17 protein-coding genes are annotated in these 26,225 nt (G+C 52.2%); 12 read left to right on the plus strand and 5 right to left on the minus strand.

Features of this window, described 5'->3' with window-relative positions:
• Positions 1 to 8: 8 nt before the first annotated feature.
• Together ACFOLF_RS28210 and ACFOLF_RS28215 are read right to left on the minus strand one after the other, a co-directional pair.
• On the minus strand, positions 9 to 1,175 hold the full coding sequence (locus ACFOLF_RS28210; protein ID WP_210037311.1) for a Ger(x)C family spore germination protein: 1,167 nt from the start codon (positions 1,173 to 1,175) through the stop codon (positions 9 to 11).
• On the minus strand, positions 1,172 to 2,620 hold the full coding sequence (locus tag ACFOLF_RS28215; protein WP_210037312.1) for a spore germination protein: 1,449 nt from the start codon (positions 2,618 to 2,620) through the stop codon (positions 1,172 to 1,174). The genes ACFOLF_RS28210 and ACFOLF_RS28215 overlap by 4 nt, the downstream gene beginning before the upstream one ends.
• Before the next feature lie 439 nt (positions 2,621 to 3,059).
• Here ACFOLF_RS28215 and sigJ point away from each other — a divergent pair, with 439 nt between their 5' ends.
• The 4 genes from sigJ (at position 3,060) to ACFOLF_RS28235 (ending at position 8,327) form a co-directional block, all read left to right on the plus strand.
• A complete protein-coding gene (sigJ, locus tag ACFOLF_RS28220) occupies positions 3,060 to 3,923 on the plus strand; it encodes an RNA polymerase sigma factor SigJ (protein ID WP_210037313.1) in 864 nt (287 codons plus the stop codon).
• Between the two features lie 252 nt (positions 3,924 to 4,175).
• A complete protein-coding gene (locus ACFOLF_RS28225) occupies positions 4,176 to 5,819 on the plus strand; it encodes an AraC family transcriptional regulator (protein ID WP_210037314.1) in 1,644 nt (547 codons plus the stop codon).
• A 204-nt stretch (positions 5,820 to 6,023) separates the two neighbouring features.
• Positions 6,024 to 7,124 (plus strand): ABC transporter substrate-binding protein, encoded by a 1,101-nt coding sequence (locus tag ACFOLF_RS28230; RefSeq protein WP_379112852.1) that lies wholly within the window; start codon positions 6,024 to 6,026, stop codon positions 7,122 to 7,124.
• A 132-nt stretch (positions 7,125 to 7,256) separates the two neighbouring features.
• The gene (locus ACFOLF_RS28235; protein WP_210037316.1) at positions 7,257 to 8,327 is read left to right on the plus strand and encodes an ABC transporter substrate-binding protein; all 1,071 of its coding nucleotides are present in this window, start codon (positions 7,257 to 7,259) and stop codon (positions 8,325 to 8,327) included.
• Between the two features lie 189 nt (positions 8,328 to 8,516).
• Here ACFOLF_RS28235 and ACFOLF_RS28240 read toward each other — a convergent pair whose 3' ends face one another.
• Positions 8,517 to 10,331: a cache domain-containing sensor histidine kinase gene (locus ACFOLF_RS28240; protein WP_210037317.1), complete on the minus strand. Its 1,815-nt coding sequence runs from the start codon at positions 10,329 to 10,331 to the stop codon at positions 8,517 to 8,519.
• An 86-nt stretch (positions 10,332 to 10,417) separates the two neighbouring features.
• Here ACFOLF_RS28240 and ACFOLF_RS28245 point away from each other — a divergent pair, with 86 nt between their 5' ends.
• From ACFOLF_RS28245 to ACFOLF_RS28265, 5 genes are all read left to right on the plus strand, one after another.
• The gene (locus ACFOLF_RS28245) at positions 10,418 to 11,815 is read left to right on the plus strand and encodes a response regulator transcription factor (protein WP_210037318.1); all 1,398 of its coding nucleotides are present in this window, start codon (positions 10,418 to 10,420) and stop codon (positions 11,813 to 11,815) included.
• 207 nt (positions 11,816 to 12,022) lie between these two features.
• The gene (locus tag ACFOLF_RS28250; RefSeq protein WP_210037319.1) at positions 12,023 to 13,519 is read left to right on the plus strand and encodes an ABC transporter substrate-binding protein; all 1,497 of its coding nucleotides are present in this window, start codon (positions 12,023 to 12,025) and stop codon (positions 13,517 to 13,519) included.
• A 174-nt stretch (positions 13,520 to 13,693) separates the two neighbouring features.
• Positions 13,694 to 14,692: a carbohydrate ABC transporter permease gene (locus tag ACFOLF_RS28255; protein ID WP_210037320.1), complete on the plus strand. Its 999-nt coding sequence runs from the start codon at positions 13,694 to 13,696 to the stop codon at positions 14,690 to 14,692.
• Positions 14,689 to 15,531, plus strand: coding sequence for a carbohydrate ABC transporter permease (locus tag ACFOLF_RS28260; protein ID WP_379112848.1), 843 nt, complete (start codon positions 14,689 to 14,691; stop codon positions 15,529 to 15,531). Before ACFOLF_RS28255 ends, ACFOLF_RS28260 begins: the two co-directional genes overlap by 4 nt.
• 55 nt (positions 15,532 to 15,586) lie before the next feature.
• On the plus strand, positions 15,587 to 17,062 hold the full coding sequence (locus ACFOLF_RS28265; protein ID WP_210037321.1) for a sulfatase-like hydrolase/transferase: 1,476 nt from the start codon (positions 15,587 to 15,589) through the stop codon (positions 17,060 to 17,062).
• A gap of 244 nt (positions 17,063 to 17,306) precedes the next feature.
• Here ACFOLF_RS28265 and ACFOLF_RS28270 read toward each other — a convergent pair whose 3' ends face one another.
• Positions 17,307 to 18,248, minus strand: a complete 942-nt coding sequence (locus ACFOLF_RS28270; RefSeq protein WP_210037322.1) for a hypothetical protein — start codon at positions 18,246 to 18,248, stop codon at positions 17,307 to 17,309.
• Complete coding sequence (locus ACFOLF_RS28275; protein WP_210037323.1) at positions 18,245 to 18,400, minus strand: hypothetical protein; 156 nt, start codon at positions 18,398 to 18,400, stop codon at positions 18,245 to 18,247. The genes ACFOLF_RS28270 and ACFOLF_RS28275 overlap by 4 nt, the downstream gene beginning before the upstream one ends.
• Positions 18,401 to 18,554: 154 nt before the next feature.
• Here ACFOLF_RS28275 and ACFOLF_RS28280 point away from each other — a divergent pair, with 154 nt between their 5' ends.
• Genes ACFOLF_RS28280 through ACFOLF_RS28290 form a run of 3 tightly spaced genes read left to right on the plus strand, consistent with a single transcriptional unit; the run spans position 18,555 to position 26,182 of the window.
• Positions 18,555 to 20,336: a vWA domain-containing protein gene (locus ACFOLF_RS28280; RefSeq protein WP_210037324.1), complete on the plus strand. Its 1,782-nt coding sequence runs from the start codon at positions 18,555 to 18,557 to the stop codon at positions 20,334 to 20,336.
• Between the two features lie 24 nt (positions 20,337 to 20,360).
• On the plus strand, positions 20,361 to 23,750 hold the full coding sequence (locus ACFOLF_RS28285; RefSeq protein ID WP_210037325.1) for a tubulin-like doman-containing protein: 3,390 nt from the start codon (positions 20,361 to 20,363) through the stop codon (positions 23,748 to 23,750).
• Positions 23,751 to 23,752: 2 nt separating this feature from the next.
• On the plus strand, positions 23,753 to 26,182 hold the full coding sequence (locus tag ACFOLF_RS28290; protein WP_210037326.1) for a transcription initiation factor TFIID: 2,430 nt from the start codon (positions 23,753 to 23,755) through the stop codon (positions 26,180 to 26,182).
• The last annotated feature ends 43 nt before the right edge of the window (positions 26,183 to 26,225 follow it).

Consider the following 26,225-nt stretch of genomic DNA (forward strand, 5'->3'; position numbering starts at 1 on the left):
CCCTTCCCTTAATCATTTAGCGGTGCGCCGCTCAATCCGAAGGACCGTAGCTGAATATCCGCCTTGACGGTAACGTCGGTTTTCTTGAAATTTTCATCCCAATCGTCTTTTTGAAGGTTCCACCAGTAAGGGGATTTGCGATGGAGGTGCTCGCCGATGCCGAATACATCAGAACCCCACTGTTTGACTTTATCCATCGTAAGCTGCAATTCCTTTTGGAGCTGCTTGTTGACGTACGTCTGGACAGCAATCATATTATCGGCCTCGGACATATCAAGTGAGGTCGTGTTTTCAAGAAGATAAGCTTCCGCCTTAACGGTTAATACAATGCGCGTGGGATCATTGCCGCGAACGGATTGAATCCGCCGTTTAAGATGGGTTAATCGAAACGACAGGACGCTGCTGCCGTCCTTCCATGGAATGGTTGCCCCTTGAGAAGTTCCTTTCCCCGTCATCCAGGCGGCTCCGGAGCCTTCGGCATCGTCCAGTAGTCCTGTGACTTTCAGCTTCTTGTTCAAGACGGCGAAACCGGACAGCACGGCGATCGGACCCGGTTCTTTCGAACCCATCTTGATATTTTTGATTTGGAGGATTGGCACCAGGGGCCTGATCCCTTCAGAAAGGCTGTCGATGATGAACTGCCTCGAAGAGTAGCTGTTCATCCCGTTGATCTGCAGTTCTTTTCCTGCGGCAATGCTGGAGAGATGTTCCATAGGGGGCTGAAGCATAAGGAAATCCCTGGCGCGGCCTCCTTTAATCAGAATGGTAATATCTCTTAGATTGTTCGCAGGGTCCCTGTTCAATTTATCGAATAACTTGCTTACGTCGTGTTTGTTGAAATACTCTTCGCTTATTGCGATCAGGATACGATGAGTCGTCATTAATCTGCGGGACAGTTTTCTCTGGATTTTCTGAAAGGCTTCGAAAACATCCCTGCCTGTGGCCGATACGACGATGAAGTTATCCGAGCTGCCGGAGCTTCCTCCCTGGAACGGGCCGCTCTTCTGAGAGGGGATTACGATCTGATGACTGACTTCGATCCCGCCGTCGTCTGTATGATCGATCGCGGTCCCCATGACGAAAGCCAATTGATTCGGTTCGATAATATCCGTGCAGCCAGAGGACGACAATAGGAAGATGAGAGAGACGCACAACAGGAAAACGAATCGGTTCATCTCTGACGCCCTTTCTTATTCCGGCCGTTTTTGATCCAGAAGGGATAGCGGATAACCAGATCTTTAATCCGTTTGCCGTCGAAAGGGGCTACAGGGCTCAAATACGGCGTACCGAAGGATTCAAGCATGACCAGATTGATCAGCAGGAAGATAATGCCGAACGCAAAGCCGACGAAGCCGAGCAAACCGGTAATGAACAATATGAGGTAGCGGATAATGCGAAAGGGAAGGGTGGCGCTGTATCTCGGAATCGTGTAAGACGCGATACCCGTCAAGGAAATGACGATAATGATCGGCGTCGATATGATGCCGGCTTCGACTGCGGCTTGTCCAATGACCAGTGCTCCGATAATGCTGACAACCGGCCCGAGCTGATTGGGCAGATGAACGCCGGCTTCCTGCAGGGCATCGAAAATGAACATCATGATGAAAACCTCGATGAAGGTCGGAAACGGCGAGCTTTCTCTGGCTGTCGCGATACCGATCATGAGGTCGCTTGGAATCATCTCCGGATGAAAGGTCGAAAGCGCGACGTAGACAGCAGGCAAGGCAAATGAAATGAAGGTCATGACGTAGCGGATCAGCCGGGTCAGAATGACGAATACGAACCTCTCGAAATAGTCGTCTGCCGATTGAAGCCCTGACCAGAGGGTAATGGGAAGAATGAGGGCAAAGGGGGTTCCGTTCGTGATGAGAGCCACCTTCCCCTCCAATAAAGATGCGGTCACGATATCCGGCCGCTCCGTATTCTGGATTTGCGGGAAGATGGAGAAGGAGCTGTTCTCAAGCCATTCTTCGATATAGGCGGAATCGATTACGCCATCCAACTCGATTTTCCTGAGCTTATCTCTTACTTCCGACAATACTTTCTCATCCGCAAGTCCTTTTACGTAGGTAAGAACAACTTCGGTTTGTGTGTATTTGCCTATGGTCTGCGATTCCATTTTCAGATGAGGGTGAATAATTCTGCGTCTGATCAACGACGTGTTCGTCTGGATATTCTCGACGAAGCCTTCCTTGGAGCCGCGCAAGGTCGATTCCTTCTTCGGCTCTTCAATGCTTCTTGTCTCATAGTCTTGAATCTGAGCGATGAGCGCGGATGCTTCGCCCTCCACCAGTATCCCCAGGCTGCCCTGCAGGATATGATTAACCAGATCCTCGAGGGAATCGTCCGTTTTTACATTGGATAATGGAAGCCATTCGCGTCGGAACATCTCGGAGAGCGTCTGCAGCCGATCGATACCTTGAGGCAAACCGTTAAAAATAAGGGGCTTCAGAACGTTATCCTCTATGCTTTGCATCCGAGTCATTCCATCCAGATAAACAAGTAGAAGTACAGTTTCATCTCTTAATTTAAAAGAACGCAGTACAATGTCATAACAATGATTGAATTGCTCTCTGAGATAGGCTTCATTCATTTCGAGACTACTGTTTATGGTGCTCATGGATGATCCTCCCAGTGGATAAATATAACTTGTTGAATATTATGGGCTAAGCGGAACGCACCTATGCAGCCTGCGGTTCACTCCTTAATCCTTCACAAGGGATACATATTAACAATAAAAAGGGAAATGTTATGTAACATGCTTCCGGAGGCGAAACCAGCTAGCCTGCAGTTGTCACAAAACAGTCCCTTATCTCGTTTAATTATTAGGGCGAACTATGCGAATAATTAATGTGAGTTATAAGTCTGGTTAATAACAGGCGGAGCAGGCGGAAATAGTCTGTAGAAGCGTAAGCGTTCGCCTTTGTACCGCGAATTTAACAGCTAAAGGGTTCCAAAATCAAAAAATTCAGTGGTACAACAGCGTTCGGAAGACGTTTCCGCATGCGCAGCCAGATATTTTCACAGGACTTTAAGAAGATGGGGAAGGAAGTGGATGGATGCAGGAGCTGTATAAGCAGTATAAAGGGCTGCTGTTTAAGCTCGCCTATCAACTGACCGGATCGGTTTCCGATGCGGAGGATGTTGTTCAGGACGTTTTTCTAAAAGCATATGATGTACCGCCGGAGAGGCTGACTGAACCGAAAGCTTATCTTTGCAAAATGGTCACGAATCGCTGTCGGGATCTATATAAATCGGCACGAAAGAAACGGGAGGAATATTTTGGAGAGTGGCTTCCGGAGCCTTTTCTTAGTTCGGATGATGATTTTATGGAATCGGTCGTCCGCGATGATCTCTTGTCTTATGCCATGCTTGTTATGCTGGAGCGGCTCACGCCATCGGAGCGGGTTGTGTTTGTCCTCCGTGAGGCGCTTGGCTTTGATTATCACGAGATTGCCGAGCTTATTGAAAAAAGCGATGCAAATTGCCGCAAGCTGTTCAGCCGTGCGAGTGCCAAGATGGGGATTGTTTCCGACGAGCCCGTCCATCCCGAAGCAGCTACCGAGGAGTGGGTTCACGGCTTCCTGGCAGCACTCAAGCAGGGTAACATGAATCAAGTCTTATCTATGCTTGATCCGGACGTTGTATTTGTCTCCGATGGAGGAGGCAAAGTGCATGCCGCTGCCGATCCGATTGAAAAGCGGGATCATGTTGCGCGTTTTCTTCTCGGTCCGGTACGCCAGGCTTCTATCATTGGAGGCGAAGCGGTTATGGATATGGGGCTAATTAATGGACAACCCGCCATTATTATTCGTTCAAGTGATGGCATTCATACGGTAGGGATGCTTCACGTCGAGGGGAATTTGATTCGCAATATATACTTTGTCCGAAACCCCGATAAACTGAAGCATGTAGGAAAATGAAGATATCTACAATTTGGCAACTGATTCGAACTAGGTTGATACTGGCAGCGGCAGACTGGGACTATTTCGTCCTGATCTGCCGCTGTTTTCATGTAAACGCTAGCGGGCCGACCCTTCGCTTTCATCGGATAATTGACGTTGAGAACCATTATCAATTACTATGAATAGTGTAATATCCGATTAGGGATCGTTATTGGGGCGGAAAGTTGATGGTCCCGGACGGCAGGAATAGACAGGAGCAGTGAATTTCTTATGAAGGAGACAGAACTTGACCAGGCGATCGCCAGTTCTCTTGATAGCATATGGTTAAAGCTGAGAGGGATCGAGCGGATTACCGAAAAAGTGAAGAAGATCGGGGCCGGCTCCAAACGAAACGACAATTATCTGTTTATTACCTCAAGAGGCAGCCGCGGCGGCATCGTGATTGACGGCTGCTATTGCTCGCTGCGACCTGGCTCGGTGTTTATTTGCTCGTCCGGGCAACGGGTGGAATGGATCGATAAAGAGCCGGATGACGGCATTTATGTGCTGCATTTTATGATGGGACAAATCCGTGAACCGCTAAAGGAAACGACGACAGGCGAAGCGAGTGTCTGCCAGGCGCTGCGGATCCGGGGCGAGTATAATATCGTGCCGGCAGCCTCCATCCTCGATAAGTGCCAAATCATCGAGCAGGGCTGGAGCAGCGGGAGTGTGCCGGATCGTCTATACAGCGATGCCGCATTTTTTGAGCTGCTGGGCATGACCTTGAACAGTATGCTTCAGAAGGAGGTTGAAGGGCTGGGACGTGCGAGACTGGAGTTGGAAACACGTTTTACCGAAACCATTCCTGTTGATCAATTGGCTGAGCTTGCGGGGATGAGCCGTTATCATTTTATGCGTTCATTCAAAGAAAAGTATGGAAAAAGCGTCGTTGATTACGCCACCGAGCTGCGCATGAACGAGGCGAAGCGATTAATGGCAGAGAAGAACAAACTTTCGCTTCGTGCCATAGCAGAGCGGGCAGGCTATAATAACGCCACCTATTTCAGCCGCCTGTTCAAGAAACAGGTGGGCCTTGCGCCTGTTGTTTATTTGCGGAACCGGGCCTGGAAGGTCGCCGCATACAGCTGGGCCAATATCGGTCAATTGCTTCCCCTGCAAATTATTCCGCACGCGGCGCCGATTGACCAGTACTGGAATGATTATTACCGAAAAAAATATCAAGCCGATGTCACGGTTCTTCTAAGCCACGATTACGAATTCAACCGGGAGGCGCTGCGCCGCTCTCCCCCGGATTGCATTGTCGCACTGGACTACAATATGCCGGCAGGGGAGAGGAAGAGGCTCGAGGAAATTGCCCCTGTACTGCTTATTCCCTGGGAAGGGACGGACTGGCGCGGGCATTTGCGGGTTGCTGCGGATTTTACGAACAAAGCGAGCGAAGCAGAGAGCTGGCTTTCCCAATACGATGAGAGGGCAGAAAGGGCCAGACAGGCGATACCCGCTGTCTTCAGGGAGCGGGATACCCTTGTTCTGAAGGTGTCAGGCAGTCAATTATTGATCGTAGGCCGCCGCGCCGGGACCGTCCTTTATGATGATCTGCATTTCAGGGTTCCCCTGCCGCTGAAAGAAGGCAATAGCTGGCTGCGCGCGATTACGATAATAGAATTGGGAGCGTATGCGCCGGCGAATATAGTGATCAGTGTAAACGGCGATGCGGTATCGCAGGCTACGTGGATGGAATTGCGGCAGACAGATGTGTGGCGCAGTCTGCCAGCCGTAAGCGGGAATGCGGTGTTCCATCTGCCAGGCTTTCCGTGGTTTGAGTTTCCGTGGGGGGAATATTCCGCGTTTAGCCACGGGCGAATGCTGGCGGAAATCGCATCCGGCGCTTTGAGGGAAATAATGGGGTGAGCAAAAGCTTAAAACTTGATGCTTGAAGCTTGAAGAAGCCAATTGGACGTATGGGACGAAGCTGCTGCTGGACTGACCGGCAGTTGCACAATTGTGCGATTTGGGATGATAAAGTAAGCACGGGCGTTTATTCACAAACAGGAGAAGATGATCTATACTTTATTTGATAATGATTATCAATATCAAATAAAGGGGATTATTGAATTGAGAACAGGAAACCGCCAGAGCAACATTAGGATATGGAATAGTCGGGGGAAGGCTGCATACGGTTCAATTCTGCTGCTCATGCTTGCTGTTATGCTGGCCGCTTGCGGAAGCGGCAATACCAATCAAACATCGGGCGGACAGCCCTCTTCCGGGACAAGCGGGGCTCAGGAGCAGACAGGCAGCGCTGCGCCAGCGGATTCTGCTGCGGCAGCGGACAAGCCTGCAGAGAGTGCGCTCAAGACGGTTCAGCATGTTTACGGGGAGTCGGAAATTCCGTCACACCCTGAACGCATTGTAAGCATCGGACTGGAGGACATGCTGCTGTCGCTGGAGGTGCCCTTGGTGCAGGCGAATGGCATGGAAGGGTATTATTTATCCGAGCAGCTGCAAAAGCAGAACATTCCGGTTATTTATGCTGGCGGAGCGCTTAATTACGAAGCCATATTGGCTGCTCAGCCGGATTTGATTATCGCTGCCAATGGTTTTGCCGATCAGGCCGCATACGAGAAGCTTTCCCAAATTGCGCCTACAATTGCCTATGACCGCGATCAATGGAAAATCTCTATCGTGGAAATTGGCAAAGCGCTTGACCGGGATGACAAAGCGAAAGCGGTCATTCAAGCGTATGATGACAAATTAAAGCAGGCGCGGGAAACGATTGTACAAGCCGTCGGAACGGATAAGACGGTTGCGCTGGTTCGGCCTTCGCAGAAGGAGGCACAGCTGTTCTTTCCGGATTTTGCATACGGGAGCGTGCTGTATAATGACCTGGGCTTGGCTCCGGCGTCCAGCGTCGTGGACCTTCAGAAAACAACAAAGGATACATGGGGCATCTCATTGTCGCTGGAGAAGCTGCCCGAGTTGACGGCCGATTATTTATTCATCACCGCAGGAGGGTCTTTGTCTTTGGCGGACGACTTTCAAAAGGCGATGGATACCATAACGGAAGTGGAGAATCTGCAGGTCTGGAAAGCGATTCCTGCCGTGAAGCAAAACCATGTGTACAAATTATCCGCGAGATACTGGATGCTCAGCGGTCCTATCGCCGACAGCATGAAAATCGACGATGTGACAGCCGCGGTCAGGGGCAAGCAATAACGGGACACTTGCATCTTTTAACAAGAAGGCCAAGGCCGAGAATACACTGTCGGATAGATCCGGCCATATGGACGAGCTGCCATGCTGATTGCTGATCCATTATTGTCATCATAGGAGAGTAGGAAAAAAACCATGAACCTGAATCGCAAATTCATCTCAACGATAGCATTGACTCTGCTGCTGACCATGCTGCTGGCCGCTTGCGGCGCGAATTCGACCGAAGAATCATCCGGCTCAAGCCCGGAGTCCGCCTCCACGTCCGAGGGCAGCGGACAGGCACCAACGACTGCCGCTTCGCCGTCGGCAGAGACGCAAACCCGGGTGTTCCGGGATTATGAAGGACGTGAAGTCACGATCCCGACGCACCCGCAGCGGATTCTTGTCAATCAGTTTATGGGGCATCTGCTGGCTGTAGGAGTTAAGCCGATAGGGGCGACCTCCAATCAATTGAGTCAATTCGAGGATTCGTCGTTCCTGAAACCGCTGGGGTTGTCCGCTGGGGTGGAAGACTTGGGCAACACGCTATCCTTGGAGAGAGCGCTCAGCCTGAATCCTGATCTGATCATTCTGCAGCAAAACGCCGTTGATGAACTTAAAAATTACGATGAATACTCCAAAATTGCTCCTACCGTCGTATTAAGCTATGGCTCCAAAACGATGTTCGAGCAATTGAGGGAAATTGCCGATATCGCCGGAGTGCCGGAAAAAGCGGAAGAGTGGATCGCACAGTACGAGGAGAAAGCCGCGCAATACCGTGAACAGTTGGCCGGCGTAATCGGTCCGGATGTGACATTTACGGTGATGGAGGCGTGGCCGAAGTCGGAAATTATGATTTTCGGAAACCTCTTTGGCCGGGGGACCTTCAGCCTCTATAATTCGCTGCAGTTGAAAGCACCGGCGAAGGTGCAGGAGGCGGTTATGGACAAGGAGCCGTCCTATCTGAAGGTGTCGCTTGAAACGCTGCCTGAATATATTGGCGATTATGTCTTTTTGTCCGTGTACGATTGGCAGGACGGCGATAACGCCGGGCTGGAAGCTGATTTCAAAAATGCGCCGGTTTGGCGCAGCTTGCCTGCCGTCACCGAAGACCGGATCATCCAGGTCAATGTCAATGATTTTCTCCCCGGTGATCCCCTGTCTATCGAGAAACAAATGGAAGCGCAGGTTCAACTGCTCCTGGAAAAATTCCAGAAAATGAAATGAGAGGCAGGCCTGCTTAAACATGATTACTTCAAAAGTCGCGGAAATCGCGGCTTTTTTTAACCTTATAGAAGGATAGGGTTCACATTTATCCATTTCTATAAGGTCTGAGAGAAGAAACTTGCTGCGCCGCCAAAGGACGGGGGCAGACGTTTTCTTGATTATTGTAATAAGCTTCTGGTTGTCGGGCGATCAAGAACCTGACGCCCCTGCTTCGTCGGCAATCATAATGTCCACCTTCGTTCCGCCTGGTGTTCCGCTGAAGAAGCGTACTCGCACTCGAGATCCATATACCAGAACCAGCCTGCGGTATACATTATAGATCCCGGTGTGCTGTTTAAAGTAGGGAGAGGCTCCGTCGACACCCTGTTCGAGTAATTGTCTGATCATCTCCAGCACTTTGGGGTCCATGCCGATCCCCGTATTGAGAATCAGGAACCGTATGGCAGATCCCATCCGCTCGATGGTGATCTTCAGTTTGAACTCCCCCTCGGACAAGGCCGGGCTCCAGCCGTATTTTAACGCATTTTCCACGAACGGTTGAATGCTGAGCCGCATGATTGGCAGTTCCAGCAGCGAGGAATCTATATCCCATTCCGTCTCGATCGACAGCCCGTTGCGGTGGCGGTGAATGTTAAGGAAATCCTGGATAAAGGCCATTTCTTCGCTTAAAGGTGCCCAGCCGGCGTCGTTGCGGACATTGTAGCGCATCATTCTCGACACGCTCTGAACCATGTCGCTCACGGCGTTTCCATTGTTAAGGATGGCGTACGACTCGATGGTCTCCAGCATGTTAAAGAAAAAATGCGGGTTGGTCTGCGCCTGCAGCTGAAGCACCTCTTTCTCCCTTTCCTTCAACTGCGCCTGATAAACCTCGCGCTCCATCTGTTCCAATTCAACCAGCATCTGATTGTAGGTTTTCACGAGAAAGCTGATTTCATCTTTGCCTGCGGGCTGGGCCACCGGCTCATATTTGCCCCGGGACAAATTGCGCATGCCGCCGACCAGCCTGTCCATCGGTTTCAGGACAATACGCATGGTCGGGAAAGCGATTAGGCAGCAAAGCAGGAGCGCGGAAACCGCAATAAGCAGAGTCCATTGAAGCGACTGCCTCACGCCGCTTGTGATCGCATCCAGCGGCGTGACCCAAATCAGCTTCCAATCGCCGAAGTCCAGATCCTCCAGAACGGCCTGATAAGATACATGCTGTGAAATTAGCGTAAATTCCGGGTCCGCCGGATTGTTACGCGCAACGGCTCCGCGTAGATGCTCCAGCAGTTTATCATCCATCTTCTGGTTGGTTACGGTCGCTCCGCTTAGCGGATGGTAGAGCAGAATCTGCCCGTCTTTGTCGGGAGAGGCGCCTTTCATCAATTGCCGGAAATAGTCTGCGCGTATGTCTGCAATCAACCAGCCGTAGATTTGTCCATTCGATAAGTCGATAACCGGACGGATAATCGAAAGGCTCTCTTCCTGCTGGCCCAGCACATAGCGGGTCGTATGGGCGGTACTCAGCACAGTTTTGCGAACCTCGGAAATGTGTGCGAAAAAAGGATCGTTTTCAAAAGGATAGATATAATTCATACTTCTCTGATAAGATTGGTAGAGTATCTTTCCGTGCAAATCCATATAGAGAACACCGAGCAGCTCTTTATGTGATTGCATGAAGCTTTGCAGGATGGGCCTGAACTCAAGTGCATAGCGGGCCTGCGAAACCATGTCGGCTTTGGGCGTTTTTATAAATTTCTGAAAATTAAGATCGATCAGCAAAGGATCGAGCGCCTGGCTGATGTCGCCGGTATATTGGGAAATGTTTTCTGCCACCAGCTGTGTGTACTGGGAGGTAATGTCGGCGGAATGATTCATGCTTGAGCGTATCATCGTCTCATACCACCCGAAGCTGGCCAGAAGAATCGGCAAAATCGAGATGGGAATGAGCACGCCGAGCAGCTTGAATTTTAGGGAAAGGCGGAATTTATTTTTATGAAGCTTCAGATATGGATGCATAATTCTGTTTAACCTCCTACTAAAACGATTGTATTACTTTGATATTGCAATTGTACATGAATTTTTCAGCGAAAGAAGGGTCATTCATGAGAATTTGCGTGGCTGATGACGAGAAACAGGTTCGGGAAGGCATTATTCATAAGCTTCGGGACTGCCATCCCTACGCAGAGGTGTTCGATGTCGGGTTTGGACAAAGCGCGCTGGACAAGATATTCGCCGTGCAGCCTGATCTTCTGTTTGTCGATATCCGCATGCCGGAAATGGATGGACTGGCGATCTTGCAGGCGGTGAAGCGCTTCAGACCACGAACGGAAGTCATTGTGCTGACAGGGTACGGGGATTTCGAATATGCGCGGGCCGCGCTCCAGGGGGGCGCTCTCGATTATATGCTCAAACCGGCTGACCGGGGGCAGATGAGGCGGCTGGCCAGTCAGGTATACGAAAGTATGTTTGGACGATTTGCGGAGCAGCTTGGCCGGCTGCTGAGACAATCTGCCTGGTCATCTGCGGTCTCTCCTGTTTTTCATGGCGGCAATCTGTCGCTCTGGTTCGATGAGCGTGTCGGCAAAACCATACAATTCCGCGAGTCGGCGGGGGGCGGGGAAGCTGTTGGTCCAAGCGGGGGAGAATCCCCTATCGGGACGATTGCCTTCGAGTTTGGCGAGGCGGTTATCGTTTCATCGGCATCTAATCCGTCAGGAACTGTCTTCTTTCGGACTGAGGAATTCCCGGAGATATGGTCGGCTGAATATTCCAGCTGGGAGACGAAGATTTTCTTTGGCGTACAGCCGGATCTGGCGGTAAATCCTGTGAAGGAGGTGTCATCGGAAGCAAACCAGGCCCGTCGGCAGATTTTGTATGCGGTGAAGGAAGCGAACCAGGAGCAGCTGGAGCGATCGGCCGACTTATGGCTGAATGCCCTGGAGGGTCTTCGAGTCGAGCTGTTAAGGCGGGAATGCGCGAAGCTGCTGTCTTTGCTGGACGAAGGCCTGCTGGGAGAAGCGGCGGAAACGCAATTTGCGGGACCGGTCCGGGACCGGGCGGCTGACATAGCGCCCAAGCGGGCCTGGCCGGAGCTGCGGGCCTGGCTGCGCGGGACGCTGCTGGAATATCTGCCCCCGGGCAAGAAGGCGGAGAGCGGATCACGGGCTGCCACGTGGGAGGAGATCATTCAGTTGCTGGAGGACGGGGAGAGCCCGGGCTTGTCGCTTGAGGAAGCGGCTGCCCGCGCAGGCATTCATCCCGTTACGTTCAGCAGACTGTTCAAGCAGCGCATCGGCGTCAATTTTGTCCGCTATATGGTGGATCGGCGGATGAACAGGGCGAGTTTCCTGCTGCTGAACCGGAACGATTCCGTGGCGGCAGTAGCTGCGGCTGTCGGATATGCGGATTTGCGGCATTTCAGCCATTTGTTCAAACGGGCTTTTGGCATGACGCCGGGAGAATACCGCAAGCATCACGGCAGTACCGGCAAGCCCCGCTAAAAAATTCACCTGCAGTGCTAAATAATTCCCGATGTTATCAGCCCTCGCATGCCTCTATAATCATAGGAGGAAGATCAAGCGGAAGACGTAGACCCGTACGGCTACTAAACCTAGTTAATTGATCAGAAAAGTAAGCTATCGCTTGGCGACTGGACTACCGGAGAAGCGGAAGACGAATACAAATTTCCAGCAAGGGAGAATATCATCATGAAGAAAACCGCCTTCGTTATCCTGGCATCGGTTGCCGCCATTATTCTGCTTCTGACGGGCTGTGCTTCCAATAATACCGGGCAGTCCGGGTCCGGTGCATCCGCCGTGAACGACCCGGGAGCGAAAGACCCTGTCACGATTACCTATTGGAGCCGCTGGCCCGAATCCAAGCAGGCGATCGAACAGACGATCGCTGAATTTGAGAAGGATTATCCCAATATTCACGTGGATTTTCCCGATATCGTCTCATCACAGTATACAACTCAACTGCAGGCTGCGATTTCCAGCAACAGTCTGCCCGATATATTTGCCAATTCCACATCTGTGCCTATTGATCAATTGAACCGTCTCGGACTCATCCACAATCTCGATGATGTGCTTACGGAGGAACGGAAGCAGCAGTTCTATGAGGGGACCTGGACGGAAGGCTATATGACGCTGGACGGAGGCGTCTACGCTCTGCCGCACTTCACCCCGCGCCGATACTCGCACATGCTCTACTATAACAAAGACGTATTGACACAAGCGGGACTGACAGAGAACGACGTTCCGAAATCATGGGAGGATCTGGAGAAGGTCGGCGAGAGGATCAAGCAGGCCGGGAGCGATGTTTACCCGCTGATTCTCGGAATCAAGACGGATTGGCTTGTCACTGGATATGTCGGCCAGATGGCGACTGCGATCAAGCCGGAGGTTGTACCGAACGACGGCTTCAATCTGCAGACGGGACAATATGAATTTGACTCTCCGGGCTATGTGGAGTCGATCGAATTCCTCAAGAAGCTGCAGGATGAGAAGCTCCTTCACCCGAACAGTCTGGTCATCGATTACCGCGAAGCCTCCAGCTTGTTCGCCGCAGGCAAAGCCGCATTCATCATCGACGGCACGTTCTTGTCCTCGGAGCTTCAGCAGAACAACAAATTTAACGATTTTGGCGTAGCTCCACTGCCGACCAAAGACGAAAAACCCTCCTATTATGCATTCCAGGGAGAGACGAAGGCTACGCTGCATGTCAGCAAAAATACGAAGCACTATGAGGAAGCCAAGCTGTTTCTGAATTACTATATGGACCATTTCTATGTAAACCAGCTGAAGCTTGGTGTGGAGGGTTCTCCGATTATCGAACAGAACAAGACAACCCAGGTCGACAATCCGCAGTTTCTCCAGGCGCAGGACATTCAAGACAAGGCGTTTATTTTGTCGCCCCATCCTTATACGCGCAATAAAGCGGCCGTGCAGGTCAATACGGAACTGAACGGCAAGAAGCCAAAAGAGAATGTCGGCAAAATTGTCGAAGGTTATCTGACAGGCCAGATTACGGATGTGAAGAGCCAGCTTACGCAGCTTAGTGCGGGTTATAACCAGTCTTTGAAGGAATCGATCCAGAAAGTGAGTCAATCCGGGCAGAAGATCGGCGAACAGGACTATCAATTCCCGAATTGGACGCCATTCACACCGTATACAAGCGATCAATACAGAAATCTGCCCAAGTAAGCGAAACTTGCCGGCCGCCGAAGAAGCTTAGTGAAAGAGGGGGCTGGCGGATCGCCGGCTTTCTTTGAGGGAAGAAGATACGTACTTTGCCGCCAGAAGCGGTGAAGGCGTTTCTTCTAATCCTCCGTGCAATAATAACGCTATTACGCCGTAACAAAGGGGGTGTAAAGCCATATGTCCACAACGGCTGATGCGAATATTTCAAGAGCCGAGGCCGCTCCGAATCGTTCCTTCTCCTCGATTCCACGCCGGAAAAGGGTACGGTATTTATGGGCGTATCTGTTTATATTACCGCAGTTGGTGTTCTTTGCAGCGTTTACGATTTATCCCATCGTGATGAGCTATGTGTATTCTTTTTACGAGTGGAGCGGTATCGGCCCTCTGGAGAATTTTGTCGCATGGGATAATTTTGCGAAGCTGCTCCGGGATTCCTCATTCTGGAATGCTTTCCGGAACAGCCTGATTTATATTGGCGCGACAACGGCGATTTTGCTGCCGGCATCGCTGCTGCTGGCTCTGGCCCTCAATAAAGCTGTGTTCCGGGGCAAGGTATTTTACCGTACGATCTACTTCCTTCCTGTCGTCACCGCGGCATCCACAGTCGGCATTATCATGAAATTTATTTTTGGCAATGAGAATGCGCTGGTCAATGAGCTGCTGCTGCGGCTTGGACTTCTATCGGAGCCTGTCCCCTGGCTGGGTCAAGCCGGAACGGCGATGGGCGTGCTTATTCTTGTCGGTTCATGGAAATTTTTCGGCATGGTGATGGTCTACTGGCTGGCTGGCCTGCAGTCGCTGCCCGGCGAGGTGTTCGAGGCGGCAAAGATCGACGGGGCCAGGAGCGATCAGGTGCTGCGTTATATCACACTGCCTCTGCTGAAGCCGGTAGCCGCCGTCGTGCTGCTGCTTACTGTCGTGAACAGCATGCATGTGTTCGACCTGGTAAAGACGCTGACCGCAGGCGGGCCATTCTACGCAACAGAGACGGTGGATCTGTATATCTACGACTATGCCTTCAATACGAGCGGCTTTCCCCAGATCGGGTATGCTTCTTCGGCAGGCATCGTATTCGGATTGATGATCTTCCTGCTGACCCTGCTGCTCGGCTGGCTGGCTAACGCGGCCAGGGACCGCAGCGACAAGCTGCTCAGCGGACCGGAAGGAGACGGATGATGAGACGAACTGCATTCAAGCACGGACCGAATCTGCTGCTGCATCTGCTGCTGCTTGCGCTGGGCGTCTTATGGGTCTATCCTTTTGTATGGATGATCTTCTCCTCATTGAAGACGAATACCGAATATATCGCCTCAGGCATCAAGCTGCTGCCGGAGGCGGCACAGTGGGACAATTTTGCCCGCGCGTGGCGGGTCGGCCATTTCTCCACTTATTTTACCAATTCGGCAGTTATTACGGCCTCAACGGTTATTATTGTCGTCGTGCTGTCGGCACTGACCGGATATGCGCTCGGACGGGTTCGTTTCCCGGGCAGCCGGTTCCTGATACTGGCTTTCACGGTAACGATGTTCATTCCGAAGGGCTACACGATTATTCCGATCTATCAGATCATCAAGCATCTCGGCTTGCTGAATACGATGCCCGGCGTCATTCTGGCCGAGTCGTCCGGCGCCCATGTGCTCTTCATTCTGCTGTATGCGGCACATTTCCGCGCGCTTCCCAAGGAGCTGGAGGAATCGGCGGAGATCGATGGGAGCGGGTTCTTCCGGACCTTCCGGCAGATCATGCTTCCCCTCTCCAAGCCGATCATCTCCACGACGGTAATCATGCAGTTTATCTGGACGTGGAACTCCTTCTTCGTCCCGCTGATATTCACGTTGAACAAGCCGGAGCTGCGGACGCTGGCCGTCGGCATGTTCTCCTTCACGGGAGAAAATACCGTCGATTGGACAGGAATGGCTGCAGGGGCTGCGATCTCGCTGATACCGGTTATCCTCGTGTTCATTGTATTCCAGCGTTATTTCATCAACGGCATTGCCGGTTCGGTCAAAGGTTGAACCGGATCAGGGCCAAGCGACCCCAAAATCCTATAAATCCGAGGAGGAAACGAATATGCCTGCAAAGCCGCATATTGTCATCTTCAATCCCGATCAATGGCGGGCCGATGTCATGGGCCATCTTGGCAACATAGCCGCGGTCACGCCGAATCTGGACCGGCTGGTTCAGACCGATGCGGTGTCCTTCCGCAACGCGTTCTGCCAGAATCCCGTTTGCACGCCAAGCAGATGCTCGTTTATGAGCGGCTGGTATCCTCATGTCGGCGGACACCGCACCATGTTCCATATGATGCAGGAAGACGAGCCGGTACTGCTGAAGAGTCTTAAGGACGAAGGCTATACCGTGTGGTGGGGCGGCAAAAATGATCTTGTTCCAGCAGAGAACGGGTTCGAAGCTTACTGCGACATCAAGTATCAGCCGGAGAAGAAGCCGCGGCCGGAGACAAATCTGCATTTCTCCGACGGGTGGCGCGGCGATCCCGAGAGTGATAATTACTACTCGTTTTATGCCGGTAAGCTGGAGAAGGCGCCGGACGAGGAGGCTTATTACGATGGCGATTGGGCGAATGTACTCGGGGCCATCGACTTTATCCGAAATGCCCCGCAGGATAAGCCGCTCTGCATTTATTTGCCGCTGCTGTATCCGCACCCGCCTTATGGCGTCGAAGAGCCCTGGTTCAGCCTGATCGACCGCGACAAGCTGCCGAAGCGGACGCCCGCGCCGGATTGGGAGAAGAAGCCCAGTCTGCTAAAGGGTATCTTCGAGCGGCAGAAGCTGCAGGGGTGGACAGAGGATCGCTGGCAGGAGCTGCGCGCCACTTATTACGGTATGTGCGCGCGGGTGGATCATCAATTCGGAATGCTGCTTGATACGCTCAAGGAGACGGGGATATACGATGATACGGCGGTGTTCTTCTTCTCCGACCATGGGGATTTTACGGGCGATTACGGACTGGTTGAAAAAACGCAGAACACGTTCGAGGATTGCCTCACCAATGTCCCCTTTGTCATTAAGCCGCCTAAAGGAGTCGAGATCCAGCCCCGCGTCAGCGAGGCGCTGGTCGAGTTGATCGATTTCCCTGCAACGGTTGAAGCACTGGCCGGATTGACGCCAAAGCACACCCATTTCGGGCGTTCGCTGCTGCCGGTGCTGGCAGGAGTGAAGGACGAGCACCGCGATGCGGTGTTCACCGAAGGGGGGCGGCTGTTTGGCGAGACGCAGGCGATGGAGCTGGAGAGCACATCGATGGGAACGTCTTCCGGCCTGTATTGGCCTCGTGTCGGACTGCAGCAGCTTGAGGGTCCCGAGCATACGAAAGCGGTGATGTGCCGGACGCGCGACTATAAATATGTGAGACGTCATTATGAACGCGATGAGTTGTATGATCTGAAGCGCGATCCCATGGAGACGGACAACCGGATTGACGATCCCGAGTTACAGGAGACAGCAGCTTTCCTCAAGGATAGGCTGCTCACATTCTATCTGGAAACGGCCGATGTCGTTCCGCTAAAGACCAATAAGCGGAGCTGAGAATTTTCCAAATTACAGATCAATTTTCACACCGATGGCTTGTCTGCATTTCCGCCAGAAGATGTGACGATGGACTGCAAAAATAATCGCAATGATCGTATCCAGGTTATATTCTTACGCGAAGCAGCACTAAAATATCGCCAAAAAAGCCGGTAGACAGACACTCTGTTCAAGTGTCTTCTGCCGGCCTCTTTTCATTCCTCCTGTTATTCCTGCACTTTGCCCGGTTGATTTATACGCCGCATTACTTGTTGGCGTGCCGGAAATCCTCATCCCATTTGTACTTCTCATTATAAATGCTCATAACCTCTTCATATAAAGGACTGGGGCTCGCGTGCGGGCTGCTCTGGATGATCCGGTAAAGCCGCAGAAAACGGTCTCTGGGGAGCTTGCGCGCGTAGCGCTGCACCAAATACGGATAAAGCGTTATGTACCGCTTCATTCTGACCGCGGCGCCGGCAACGCCGGTGAGGATGCTCTCGCCATGCTCCATCTTCAGAATCTGGGCCTCATGCAGTAAAATATACCTGAACGTATTTTCTTTCAGGAGGTCCCGCCTGATTTTCGCGAGCTCGCCAATATATTCGACAAGATCGGGGTTAAAATGGTCCATCAAGAGCGGGTCCAGCATAAGGTCCATATCCTTGCGCAGCACGAACGATTGAAGCAGCAATATTTGCTCGGCCCGCAGCTGGTCGGTGTGAACGAGCGCCCCGATTTCACGCAGCATTTCATAGGCAAGCGGTTTATCGCCGCTGTGAAACACCTTGATGGCCGACTCCCGGTCATGAACAAGGCCGGCAAAGAGGCTATAGGCCTCCTTATGAAATAATTGTTCCAGCTGCCAGAGCAGAAGGGCAGAGGCCGACCGTCTCTGGACTATCCAGAGTACAGCGAGCAGCAGCAGGCCTCCTGCAGCGAGCAGACCGCTCTGCATCATGGATTCGCTCAACGTCAAGCCGGCGAGCATGATGATCAGTATAATGATTCGCACGCTCCAGATCGAGCGCTGCAGCATCGCGGCAGCTCTCTTCTCGACGCTTTGCAGGGCGGTTTTGCCGCATACCGGGCATTCTGCGTCTCCCAGAACGGTAAAATAATTGCAGCGGCGGCATATTTTAAGCTTAGAATAAGGATAGCGTGTTTTAATATAAGGGTTAAGTCGTACCGGAAGCTTCTTCATCATTCGCGGTCACGCTGCCCGCTGCTTCTCAGAATGGAAAAGACAAGCTTGCTCAACTGCTCGGGAGACGGGGCTTTTCTCACGCGCGAACGGTAGATAAGGGCTTTGATAACGACAAAAAGAAACAAAAGTCCAAGGGAGGCGTATGTAACCATGTGTTGTTCCTCTCATACAGTAAAAGTGATTTCCTGGAATCTATCAGGTATACTTATTTTGATAGTATATCATTATACTGGGAGCAGATACTAACCGTTACTATTGAACTAGATTGCGAGACCCATTCGCGCTAACGCAAAGGAGTACATTTATATGAGTCAACTCAAACGTTTTTCACGCCGTCTTATTATGGTCTCGGCTGTTCTGCTGATGCTGCCGCTGGGCAGCCTGTCCACGGTCCATGCGGCGCAGGGCGCTTCTCAAATCGACGCGGTGCTGGTGCTCGATGTAAGCAATTCGATGAGCGCGAGCGATCCGGGCAAAATCGGCAACGAAGCGATGAAGATGTTCATCGACATGCTGTCGGCGCAGGGCGATCAGGTTGGAATCGTGGCCTATACCGACAAGATCCAGCGCGAGAAAGCTTTACTGGAAATTCAATCGTCAGAAGATAAAGAGAGCTTGAAGGGCTTTATCGACCAGCTGGACCGCGGCGCCTATACGGACGTATCCGTCGGAGTCAAGGAAGCCATGCAAATTCTGGATGACGGAGCCGACCCCGGTCATGAGCCGATGATTATATTGCTTGCCGACGGCAATAACGATTTTGATGATAATTCCGGCCGAACACAGGCCCAGTCCGATGCGGATATGCAGAAAGCCGTCAAAGAAGCGAACGACAGCGGCGTACCGGTTTATACGATCGGATTGAACGCTGACGGGAAATTAAACAAGGAAGCGTTGGCCAAGATAGCGGATCAAACCGGCGGCAAGTCGTTCTCAACCGATTCGGCGGATGATCTGCCGCAAATATTAAGCGAAATTTTCGCCAGCCATCTCGACTTGAATGTCGTTCCGGTCGATTCGTTTACCGCTGACGGGAGCTACCAGAACGTGAAGATTTCCGTTCCCAACGCGAATGTGCTGGAAGCGAATATTTCCATTATGTCCGCCCAGCCGGTTGAGGCGAAGCTGGTCGACCCGTCCGGCAAAGCCATCGCGATTCCTTCGGATAATGTCCTGCTGTCAAAGTCAAAAAGCTATTCCTTAATCAAGCTGCTGAAGCCTTCAGAAGGCGACTGGACGCTGCAGGTTAAGGGGGTTAATCGCGATAAAATCGACATTAATCTTATCTTCAACTATGATTTGAGCCTGGCGATGGACCCGCTTGCTTCGACCGCCTATTCAAAGGGCGATGAGGTGCCATTCAACTCTTACCTGGTCAGCGGCGGACAAAAACTGGAGGATCAGGCACAATATAGCAACATGAAAGCAGTTTTGCTCGTTAAAGATTTAGACACCGGCAAGTCCGAGGAGATCCCGATGGACAATGCTGGCGATCATTTCGAAGGCACCTACAAAATCGCCGACGAGCATGACTATGAAATCAAGGTAAGGGCCGAGGAGGAAAGCTTCTTCCGGGAGACCGATGCGGTTGCCATTACGGCCAAAGAGGGGGCAGCGGGACAAACGAACCCGGTCAAGCCGGCAGATGAGGCAGGGAAGCCATTCCCCATGGTGCCTGTCATAGCAGGTGTCATCGGATTGGCGGTTTTGCTTGCGGCAGCTTATTACGTGCTGCGGCTCTTGAAGCAGGCGAACCGCGGCTTTGTCGGACAGCTCGTCATTGAAATCCGGGATGAGAACACAGGCGACAAAACGTCGCCGCAGTACAAGAAGCTGTCAGCCTTCAAGGGCAAGCTGCTGCTCCACCAGCTGCTGCAGCTGGCGCCTGAATTGAAGGAAACCGAAAAGGTGATTTTCAAACCGGGCAGCAATGACCGCATCATGCTGCATAACGCCTCCTCCTGCACGATTGAGAAATCGGGACGCGCCGTCGATGCGGACCGCGCATTGGAAATGAAGAGCGGCGACCGCATTACGGTGACGCTGACGCAGGTGGACAAAACGATATTCATCGAATATCTCGTATAAATAGAGCCCAGGAGGTAGTAAAGAATGAAACCAATCGTAAGAGAGCATATACAGCAGCTTGACGTTTCGCTCGGCGGTGGCATTGTCAGCGAGAAAATCCGGGTAGACACGATCGACAACCCGATTTTGATTATTGGACTCGGCGGTACCGGCATTGATGCGCTGCTGCGCCTGAAATATCAGATTAACCGCCGCTTCAAGCTGCCGGAGGATCCGGTTTCCAAGCGAAAACGCGATAAGCCCGACAATGTGGAATTTCTTGCCTTCGAAACGAATGAACAGGACCGCAATAAAAAGTATAAAGGGATCGGACTGGATCCCATTAACGAATTCGTGCTGCTCTCTAATGCGGAAGTTGGAGGACTGCTGCAAAACCGCAGTATACTGGAGCCGTACATTACCGACTGGCTGTCGCCGGAGCTGAGCATTACCGACGGGATGAACGGCGCGGCGGGCGTACGCCAGGCAGGACGTCTGCTGCTGTTTACGAAGATCAACCAGGTCGTGCAGAGCATCGACAAGAAAATCAAGACGCTGTCCGTCGGCACGAACAAGAAGCTGATGGTCTTTCTGCTTACAGGCTTGTCCGGCGGAACGGGCAGCGGCTGCTTCCTTGATATTTCATATATCGTCAGAGGAATTATTGAGCGCGACCACGGAGCTGCAGGCATTGACCGGGTCAACACACTTGGTTATTTGTTTACGCCGGACATTAATCTTGCCAATAAGAGCCTGAGCGACCATACGCGCGAGTACATCAAGAAGAACGGTTATGCCGCGTTGAAGGAATTGGATTACTGGATGAATGTGGACAGCCGCGGAGAACGGTTCAAGCAGCAGTACGGCAATATTCTGACCGTCAATTCGCCGCTCCCGCCCTTTAATCTATGCCATCTCATCTCTGCCACCAACGCGGAGGGCAAGCTGCTGGAGAATGCCTACGATTACTGCATGAACGTGACGGCGGAGAATATTACGAACTTTATCTCCAGCGAGGAAAAGCAGTCCGGCGAAGAATTCGCCATTCATGACTATATCAGCAACATCCGGACGAACATCGCCCAAATGAACAAGATGTACCCTGCTAATTACGATTACAACATCATCGGAGCTTCATCGGCGGTGCTGCCAATCGAGGAAATGACGACCTATTTGGCCTACAGGCTCTTCAATAAAATGGACAAAATGTTCGAGAAGGCGCCAAGCCAGGATGACGTGGAGAAATTTGCCCGCAAGCTTGGAATCGATCTGGATACGATGATGAAGACATTCGATTCGCGTGTGCCGGAGCCGCTGCCGGGATTCGAGAACAGCGAGCGTCTAAGCTACAACAACGTGATCAAAATGCAAGCCGTGAACATGGATACCGAGCTGGAGCAGAACTTCCTGGCCCGCGCGCGCGAGGAATACATCAAAGCCAAGAAACAGCTTCCGGGCGAAATCGTCGGGCAATTTACCGATCAAATCCGCCGTACCTTCCTTCACCCGGAGCAGGGGCCGTTCTACGTATCCCGTCTTCTGCACACCGAGAAAGGCTTTTGCCTGCTGAAGATGCTGCTTTCCTATATTGAGACGCTTCGCGAAGGGCTGTCGCGGCTTCCCCGGGAGATTGAAGCGGCCAGAGAGCAGGCCGAGGAGCGCATGGGCGATGCGAAGAGCGCGTTCGTGTCCAAGGACAAGAAGAAGAACAATTATATTGAAGCGAAAATAAACGAGTATTGGCTGCATGCCGATGTCGAGCGAATGGAGCAGCTGATAGAATTTTATGAGGATCTGCACCAGCTGTTGAATAATGAAAACAACCGGATTTACAACGTGTTTACGGAAATTTTAAATGTGCTTAATTCGATCTTTGCCAAGAACGGCGACATTCTCACCAACGGGGAAGAGCAAGCCGACCATAAAGGGAATAAAACCTATTATTGGAATATCGTCGGCGTGCCGGACATTTCCGATGTGATCAGCCGCTTGATGGACAAGAAGGACGGGGATGACCTGATCCGCGACTTTACGCAGGAGCTGCTGGATCATTCGAATCTGTGGGTGAAGGAGCAGGAAATCGATATCGTCAGCTCGATCTCGGAATTTCTGACCGATAAATTCGGCGACCTCATTACAAAATCGATGGAAGAATTCCTCGTCATGAAATATGGAAACGATGAATCGATCGAGAAATTCGTCGAGCGCCATATCGCGAGCAAGCTGGATGAAGAGGCCGTGCCGGTATTCCACTTAAGCAACAGCTCGGGCAATTTGCATGTGCCGTCATGGGGCTTCGTGTCGGTGCCGCTGCAGGCGCCGAGCATTTTGCGGGGGATTCGGAACTATCAGAACAACTCCATCGGCAAATCGCACTTCACGATCAAGGAAAGCGAAGTCAAAAACCGGATTTTCTGGCTGAATACGAGAAATGGCGTGCCGCTGTTCGTTTATACGCCGCTTAAGGTATATGAGGAAAGCTATGAACGGACTATTCTGGACAAGGAAGGCATCGGACGCCATCTGGTGCAGACCGACCGGGTCAACTGGACGTATCTGCCGTCGCCGATTCCCGAGAAATCCTGGGGGGATACGTACGTCAATTCACGCGTGAGAAGCTATAATGCAAGGGTGCGGGCCGAGTTTGCCAAAGCGGAGGGCTACCGGATCATTGAGGAGAAGGGCATCGACAACAACACAAGCAGCCGATACTCCGTCCGTTTCACGAAGCCTTTTCAGCTGGCGGATGCGTTGAAACCATTTAATATGCTGCTGGATGCGGCAAAGCCGAATCTGGGTGAGGTCAAACGCGCGCTGAACGAGCTGAACCGGCTGCTGTCCGAGGGGCTGGAGCCCGAAGCGGCGAAGGATATATTCGGAAGCTTCACGGAGGAGCTTGCGCAGGAAAATCTGATCCGTTCACCGGAGCTGCTGGGACGGGTGCGCGAGGAATTGGCGAAGTACGAGTCCATTTCGGTTAAGGCGAAGGAGCTTGAGCAGCTGCTTCATCAGCATCAGGATGAGGAAAAATGGCTCGATCAGTTTATCGAGGCGCTGTATACGGAGACGATCATCAGGAAGGGCGCGCTTTATGTATACGACCGCGAGCCCGAGGAAGAAGCCTGGGCGCCTTTCGCTAATTTAATGAAGAGCAGCAGCTATGTCGAGCATGAGGTGTTCGAAAGCTTCCGTCAGCTTGATGAGAAGAACCGCAGCACGCTTATGCGCAAGGCGGCGCGCCGTGTAACGGAGCTCACGGCAACGGAGGATACTTCAAAGCTGCTGGCCAAGCTGGAGGAGCTGCTGGGCACATTCCTTGACGCGCGCGAGCGTCTCGAATATGAGAAGGTGGAGCTTGCGAACGGCGAGGAGATGCACCGGTTTTATAAAGAAATGACGACAAAGCTTAATGAAATCCGTAGAAAGCTGAAATAGCGATGAGAGCCCTGCTGGATCGATTCGCAGCCGACTATTCGGCCGCTGAGCAGCAGCTCAGCGGCCTTGAGGATGATCAGAGCAGCATTTACTATCCCACCGTATTTCTATATATCGGCGATGAGGCGGGGCATGCGATTGAACCGATGATCCGCTCGAATAAGCTGAAATGGGATAACAATGCCGGCGTTATTTACTTCCATGTTTCATCAAGCGGGACGAATGACAGCTTGGGGGCGGGGAATGAGGCAAACCCCGCATCCGCATACCGTGAAGCTGATCATGGCCGATCCGACCCCAAGGTTATGCGGGTTGCCTTATCCGGAGTAGCGGCGGGTGAGCGGGATAACCGCACCAAGCGCAAGGATATCGGAGCCGCTTTCCATGAGGCTGGGCGTCATTTGGACGATCTCAACCGGGCGCTGCGGCAGGTTAGCGATACGATTGCGGATTACGGCCGCTTGTACGCCTCCTTCGACCGCCTTCATCTTGCCGTTATTACCAGAGTGGAGGATCCGTTAAACGTGCTTGTTCCGGAAATATCGCTGCTTGCGCAGTCGATTTTTCTGCAGCTGTTCAAATCGGTGCAAATGGATTTGTACGCATTGATTAGCGAACGGGAGCAGTCGGAGACGTTCGGCTATGCCAGCGCGGCGGGAATCAGCTTCCTGCGGGAGCTCGAAGGGATGCAGCGGCCGGATTACGCATACTCCGCGCGGCTGCAGGTGACCGGCGACGGCTTGACAATCCCGGTAATTCACAAGCCGTCTCCGCTGTTTGATCTTGTTTATGTGTTATCCGACCGCAACGAGCGGGGCATTTCGACCTTTAATGGAATGCAGGATAACTATGAGATCATCTGCCATATGCTGCTGCTGAAAAACAGAAAAAGAAGGGATGCGCAGGTCCAGTCTCATGACGCAAGCTACAATAATTCGTCCTTCAGGAACAGCCTGATGGCCGAATCGGGGAGACAGGGCTTCGTCTCGGCGGGACTGGCCAAGGTCAAGCGTCCCAATTATTCGATTGCCTTAAATGTGCTGTACCACTTTCTCAAGCAAATCATGGTGCGGCTGCAGAGCGCGCCTGATCCAGGCATGAAGGAAAAGCTGGCATTGTTCGGACTGGATGCGGCTGCGATAGAGACGCGGATGGCCGACCTCGTTCCAGACGAGGATCAGCTCGCCGATATGACGGGACTCCTGACGAGCGGCATCCGGTACGATCAGCTGCGGCGCATGTCGCTGCGCGAGGCCGAGGAGGCTTTGTTCGGCGACGGCTGCGCGGACTTCTTCCGCAAGCATTTCACCCGGCCGGCCGAGGAGCGCATCGGGTTAATAAAGGCCGGGGAAGAGCTGCGGCGCGCCGTTAGCCGCAATATGCAGGAGCATCCGCAGATCAGCTTCTTTCAGGTGTCCGAATGGACCGACGAGAAGAATGAGACCGGCAGTGTGCTTGAGGCGGTTCGCGCCCGGCAGCGCGATTTGGTCCGGGAAATCGATCTCGCCCGGGAGGAGCTTGACCGCACCCGCGAAATACGTGCCCAGGATTTGAAATTTCAACGGCTTCCATTCATGGACAAACATAATTTACGTGCCTTTATACATGCTTTTTTCGATACGGTCTACCGTCTGCGGTGGCAGCTGCTGCGGTTGGAGACAGAACTGGCCGTGTACCGGAAGTTATCAGGCGAGCTGGAGCGTCTGCACGAGGAATACCGCAGCCGTGTTGTTCGAATGGCCGCACTGGAAGCAGAGTTTCATGCGGCGGCGCAGCAAAGCATCCAATTGGCGGATGATTATATCGGGCAGAATATTTTCGATTATTACGAGCGGGTAACCGGCAGCGTCATGCAGGATATCGAAGAGAAGCGCGGCGCAGGGGCATTCTTCGAGGAGCGGCTCGTGGGCCGTGTAATGGAGCTTCTGGATCAGGGAGAACACGCGTTTATAGAGCGCTTGACCGGTATATGCCGCAGGCACATCCTGACCGCCGAGCCCTTTGCCCAGACCTTCGAGGAGGAGCTGCTGCAGCGGGCGAACGTATCTGTTGCCTATCATAATCAGCAGGCTGTATCGAGGGATGAGCTGTTCCACCGGCTGTACCGGACGCTGGAGGATAACGCGGCAATTCATATCCGTCTGCTTGATTATACGCATCAGCATCGTTATGAGGAGAAATATTTGTTTGGAGACCGGGAGAGCGAATTTATCCGTTATGCTCTTAGCGTGGACGAAACGTCACGGATCTACAAGCTGGGCTGTGTGCACGAGAAGCGCAGCAGCGGGGTGGAAAAATTGAATATTATGGGCGGCTTTCATTTGGAAGATTTGATGTATTATCGAAACGGCAAGGTGTATTATGAAGCCTATTTGCAGAATGGGTATGAATTTCACACGCTTGATCCGTCTCTTCTGCCTGAGCTCCGCTGACCGGTATATATCGATAATCGCAGTCCACTAGCAAGTGAAAGGG

The sequence above is a fragment of the Paenibacillus sepulcri genome (assembly GCF_042647105.1).
In the GTDB taxonomy this organism is placed as follows: Bacteria; Bacillota; Bacilli; order Paenibacillales; family Paenibacillaceae; genus Paenibacillus_Z; species Paenibacillus_Z sepulcri.

Coding starts and splice junctions, on each gene's coding strand:
- ACFOLF_RS28210 (WP_210037311.1), bottom strand. CDS start 1,175: ATGAACCGATTCGTTTTCCTGTTGTGCGTCTCTCTCATCTTCCTATTG.
- ACFOLF_RS28215 (WP_210037312.1), bottom strand. CDS start 2,620: ATGAGCACCATAAACAGTAGTCTCGAAATGAATGAAGCCTATCTCAGA.
- sigJ (WP_210037313.1), top strand. CDS start 3,060: ATGCAGGAGCTGTATAAGCAGTATAAAGGGCTGCTGTTTAAGCTCGCC.
- ACFOLF_RS28225 (WP_210037314.1), top strand. CDS start 4,176: ATGAAGGAGACAGAACTTGACCAGGCGATCGCCAGTTCTCTTGATAGC.
- ACFOLF_RS28235 (WP_210037316.1), top strand. CDS start 7,257: ATGAACCTGAATCGCAAATTCATCTCAACGATAGCATTGACTCTGCTG.
- ACFOLF_RS28240 (WP_210037317.1), bottom strand. CDS start 10,331: ATGCATCCATATCTGAAGCTTCATAAAAATAAATTCCGCCTTTCCCTA.
- ACFOLF_RS28245 (WP_210037318.1), top strand. CDS start 10,418: ATGAGAATTTGCGTGGCTGATGACGAGAAACAGGTTCGGGAAGGCATT.
- ACFOLF_RS28250 (WP_210037319.1), top strand. CDS start 12,023: ATGAAGAAAACCGCCTTCGTTATCCTGGCATCGGTTGCCGCCATTATT.
- ACFOLF_RS28255 (WP_210037320.1), top strand. CDS start 13,694: ATGTCCACAACGGCTGATGCGAATATTTCAAGAGCCGAGGCCGCTCCG.
- ACFOLF_RS28260 (WP_379112848.1), top strand. CDS start 14,689: ATGATGAGACGAACTGCATTCAAGCACGGACCGAATCTGCTGCTGCAT.
- ACFOLF_RS28265 (WP_210037321.1), top strand. CDS start 15,587: ATGCCTGCAAAGCCGCATATTGTCATCTTCAATCCCGATCAATGGCGG.
- ACFOLF_RS28270 (WP_210037322.1), bottom strand. CDS start 18,248: ATGATGAAGAAGCTTCCGGTACGACTTAACCCTTATATTAAAACACGC.
- ACFOLF_RS28275 (WP_210037323.1), bottom strand. CDS start 18,400: ATGGTTACATACGCCTCCCTTGGACTTTTGTTTCTTTTTGTCGTTATC.
- ACFOLF_RS28280 (WP_210037324.1), top strand. CDS start 18,555: ATGAGTCAACTCAAACGTTTTTCACGCCGTCTTATTATGGTCTCGGCT.
- ACFOLF_RS28285 (WP_210037325.1), top strand. CDS start 20,361: ATGAAACCAATCGTAAGAGAGCATATACAGCAGCTTGACGTTTCGCTC.
- ACFOLF_RS28290 (WP_210037326.1), top strand. CDS start 23,753: ATGAGAGCCCTGCTGGATCGATTCGCAGCCGACTATTCGGCCGCTGAG.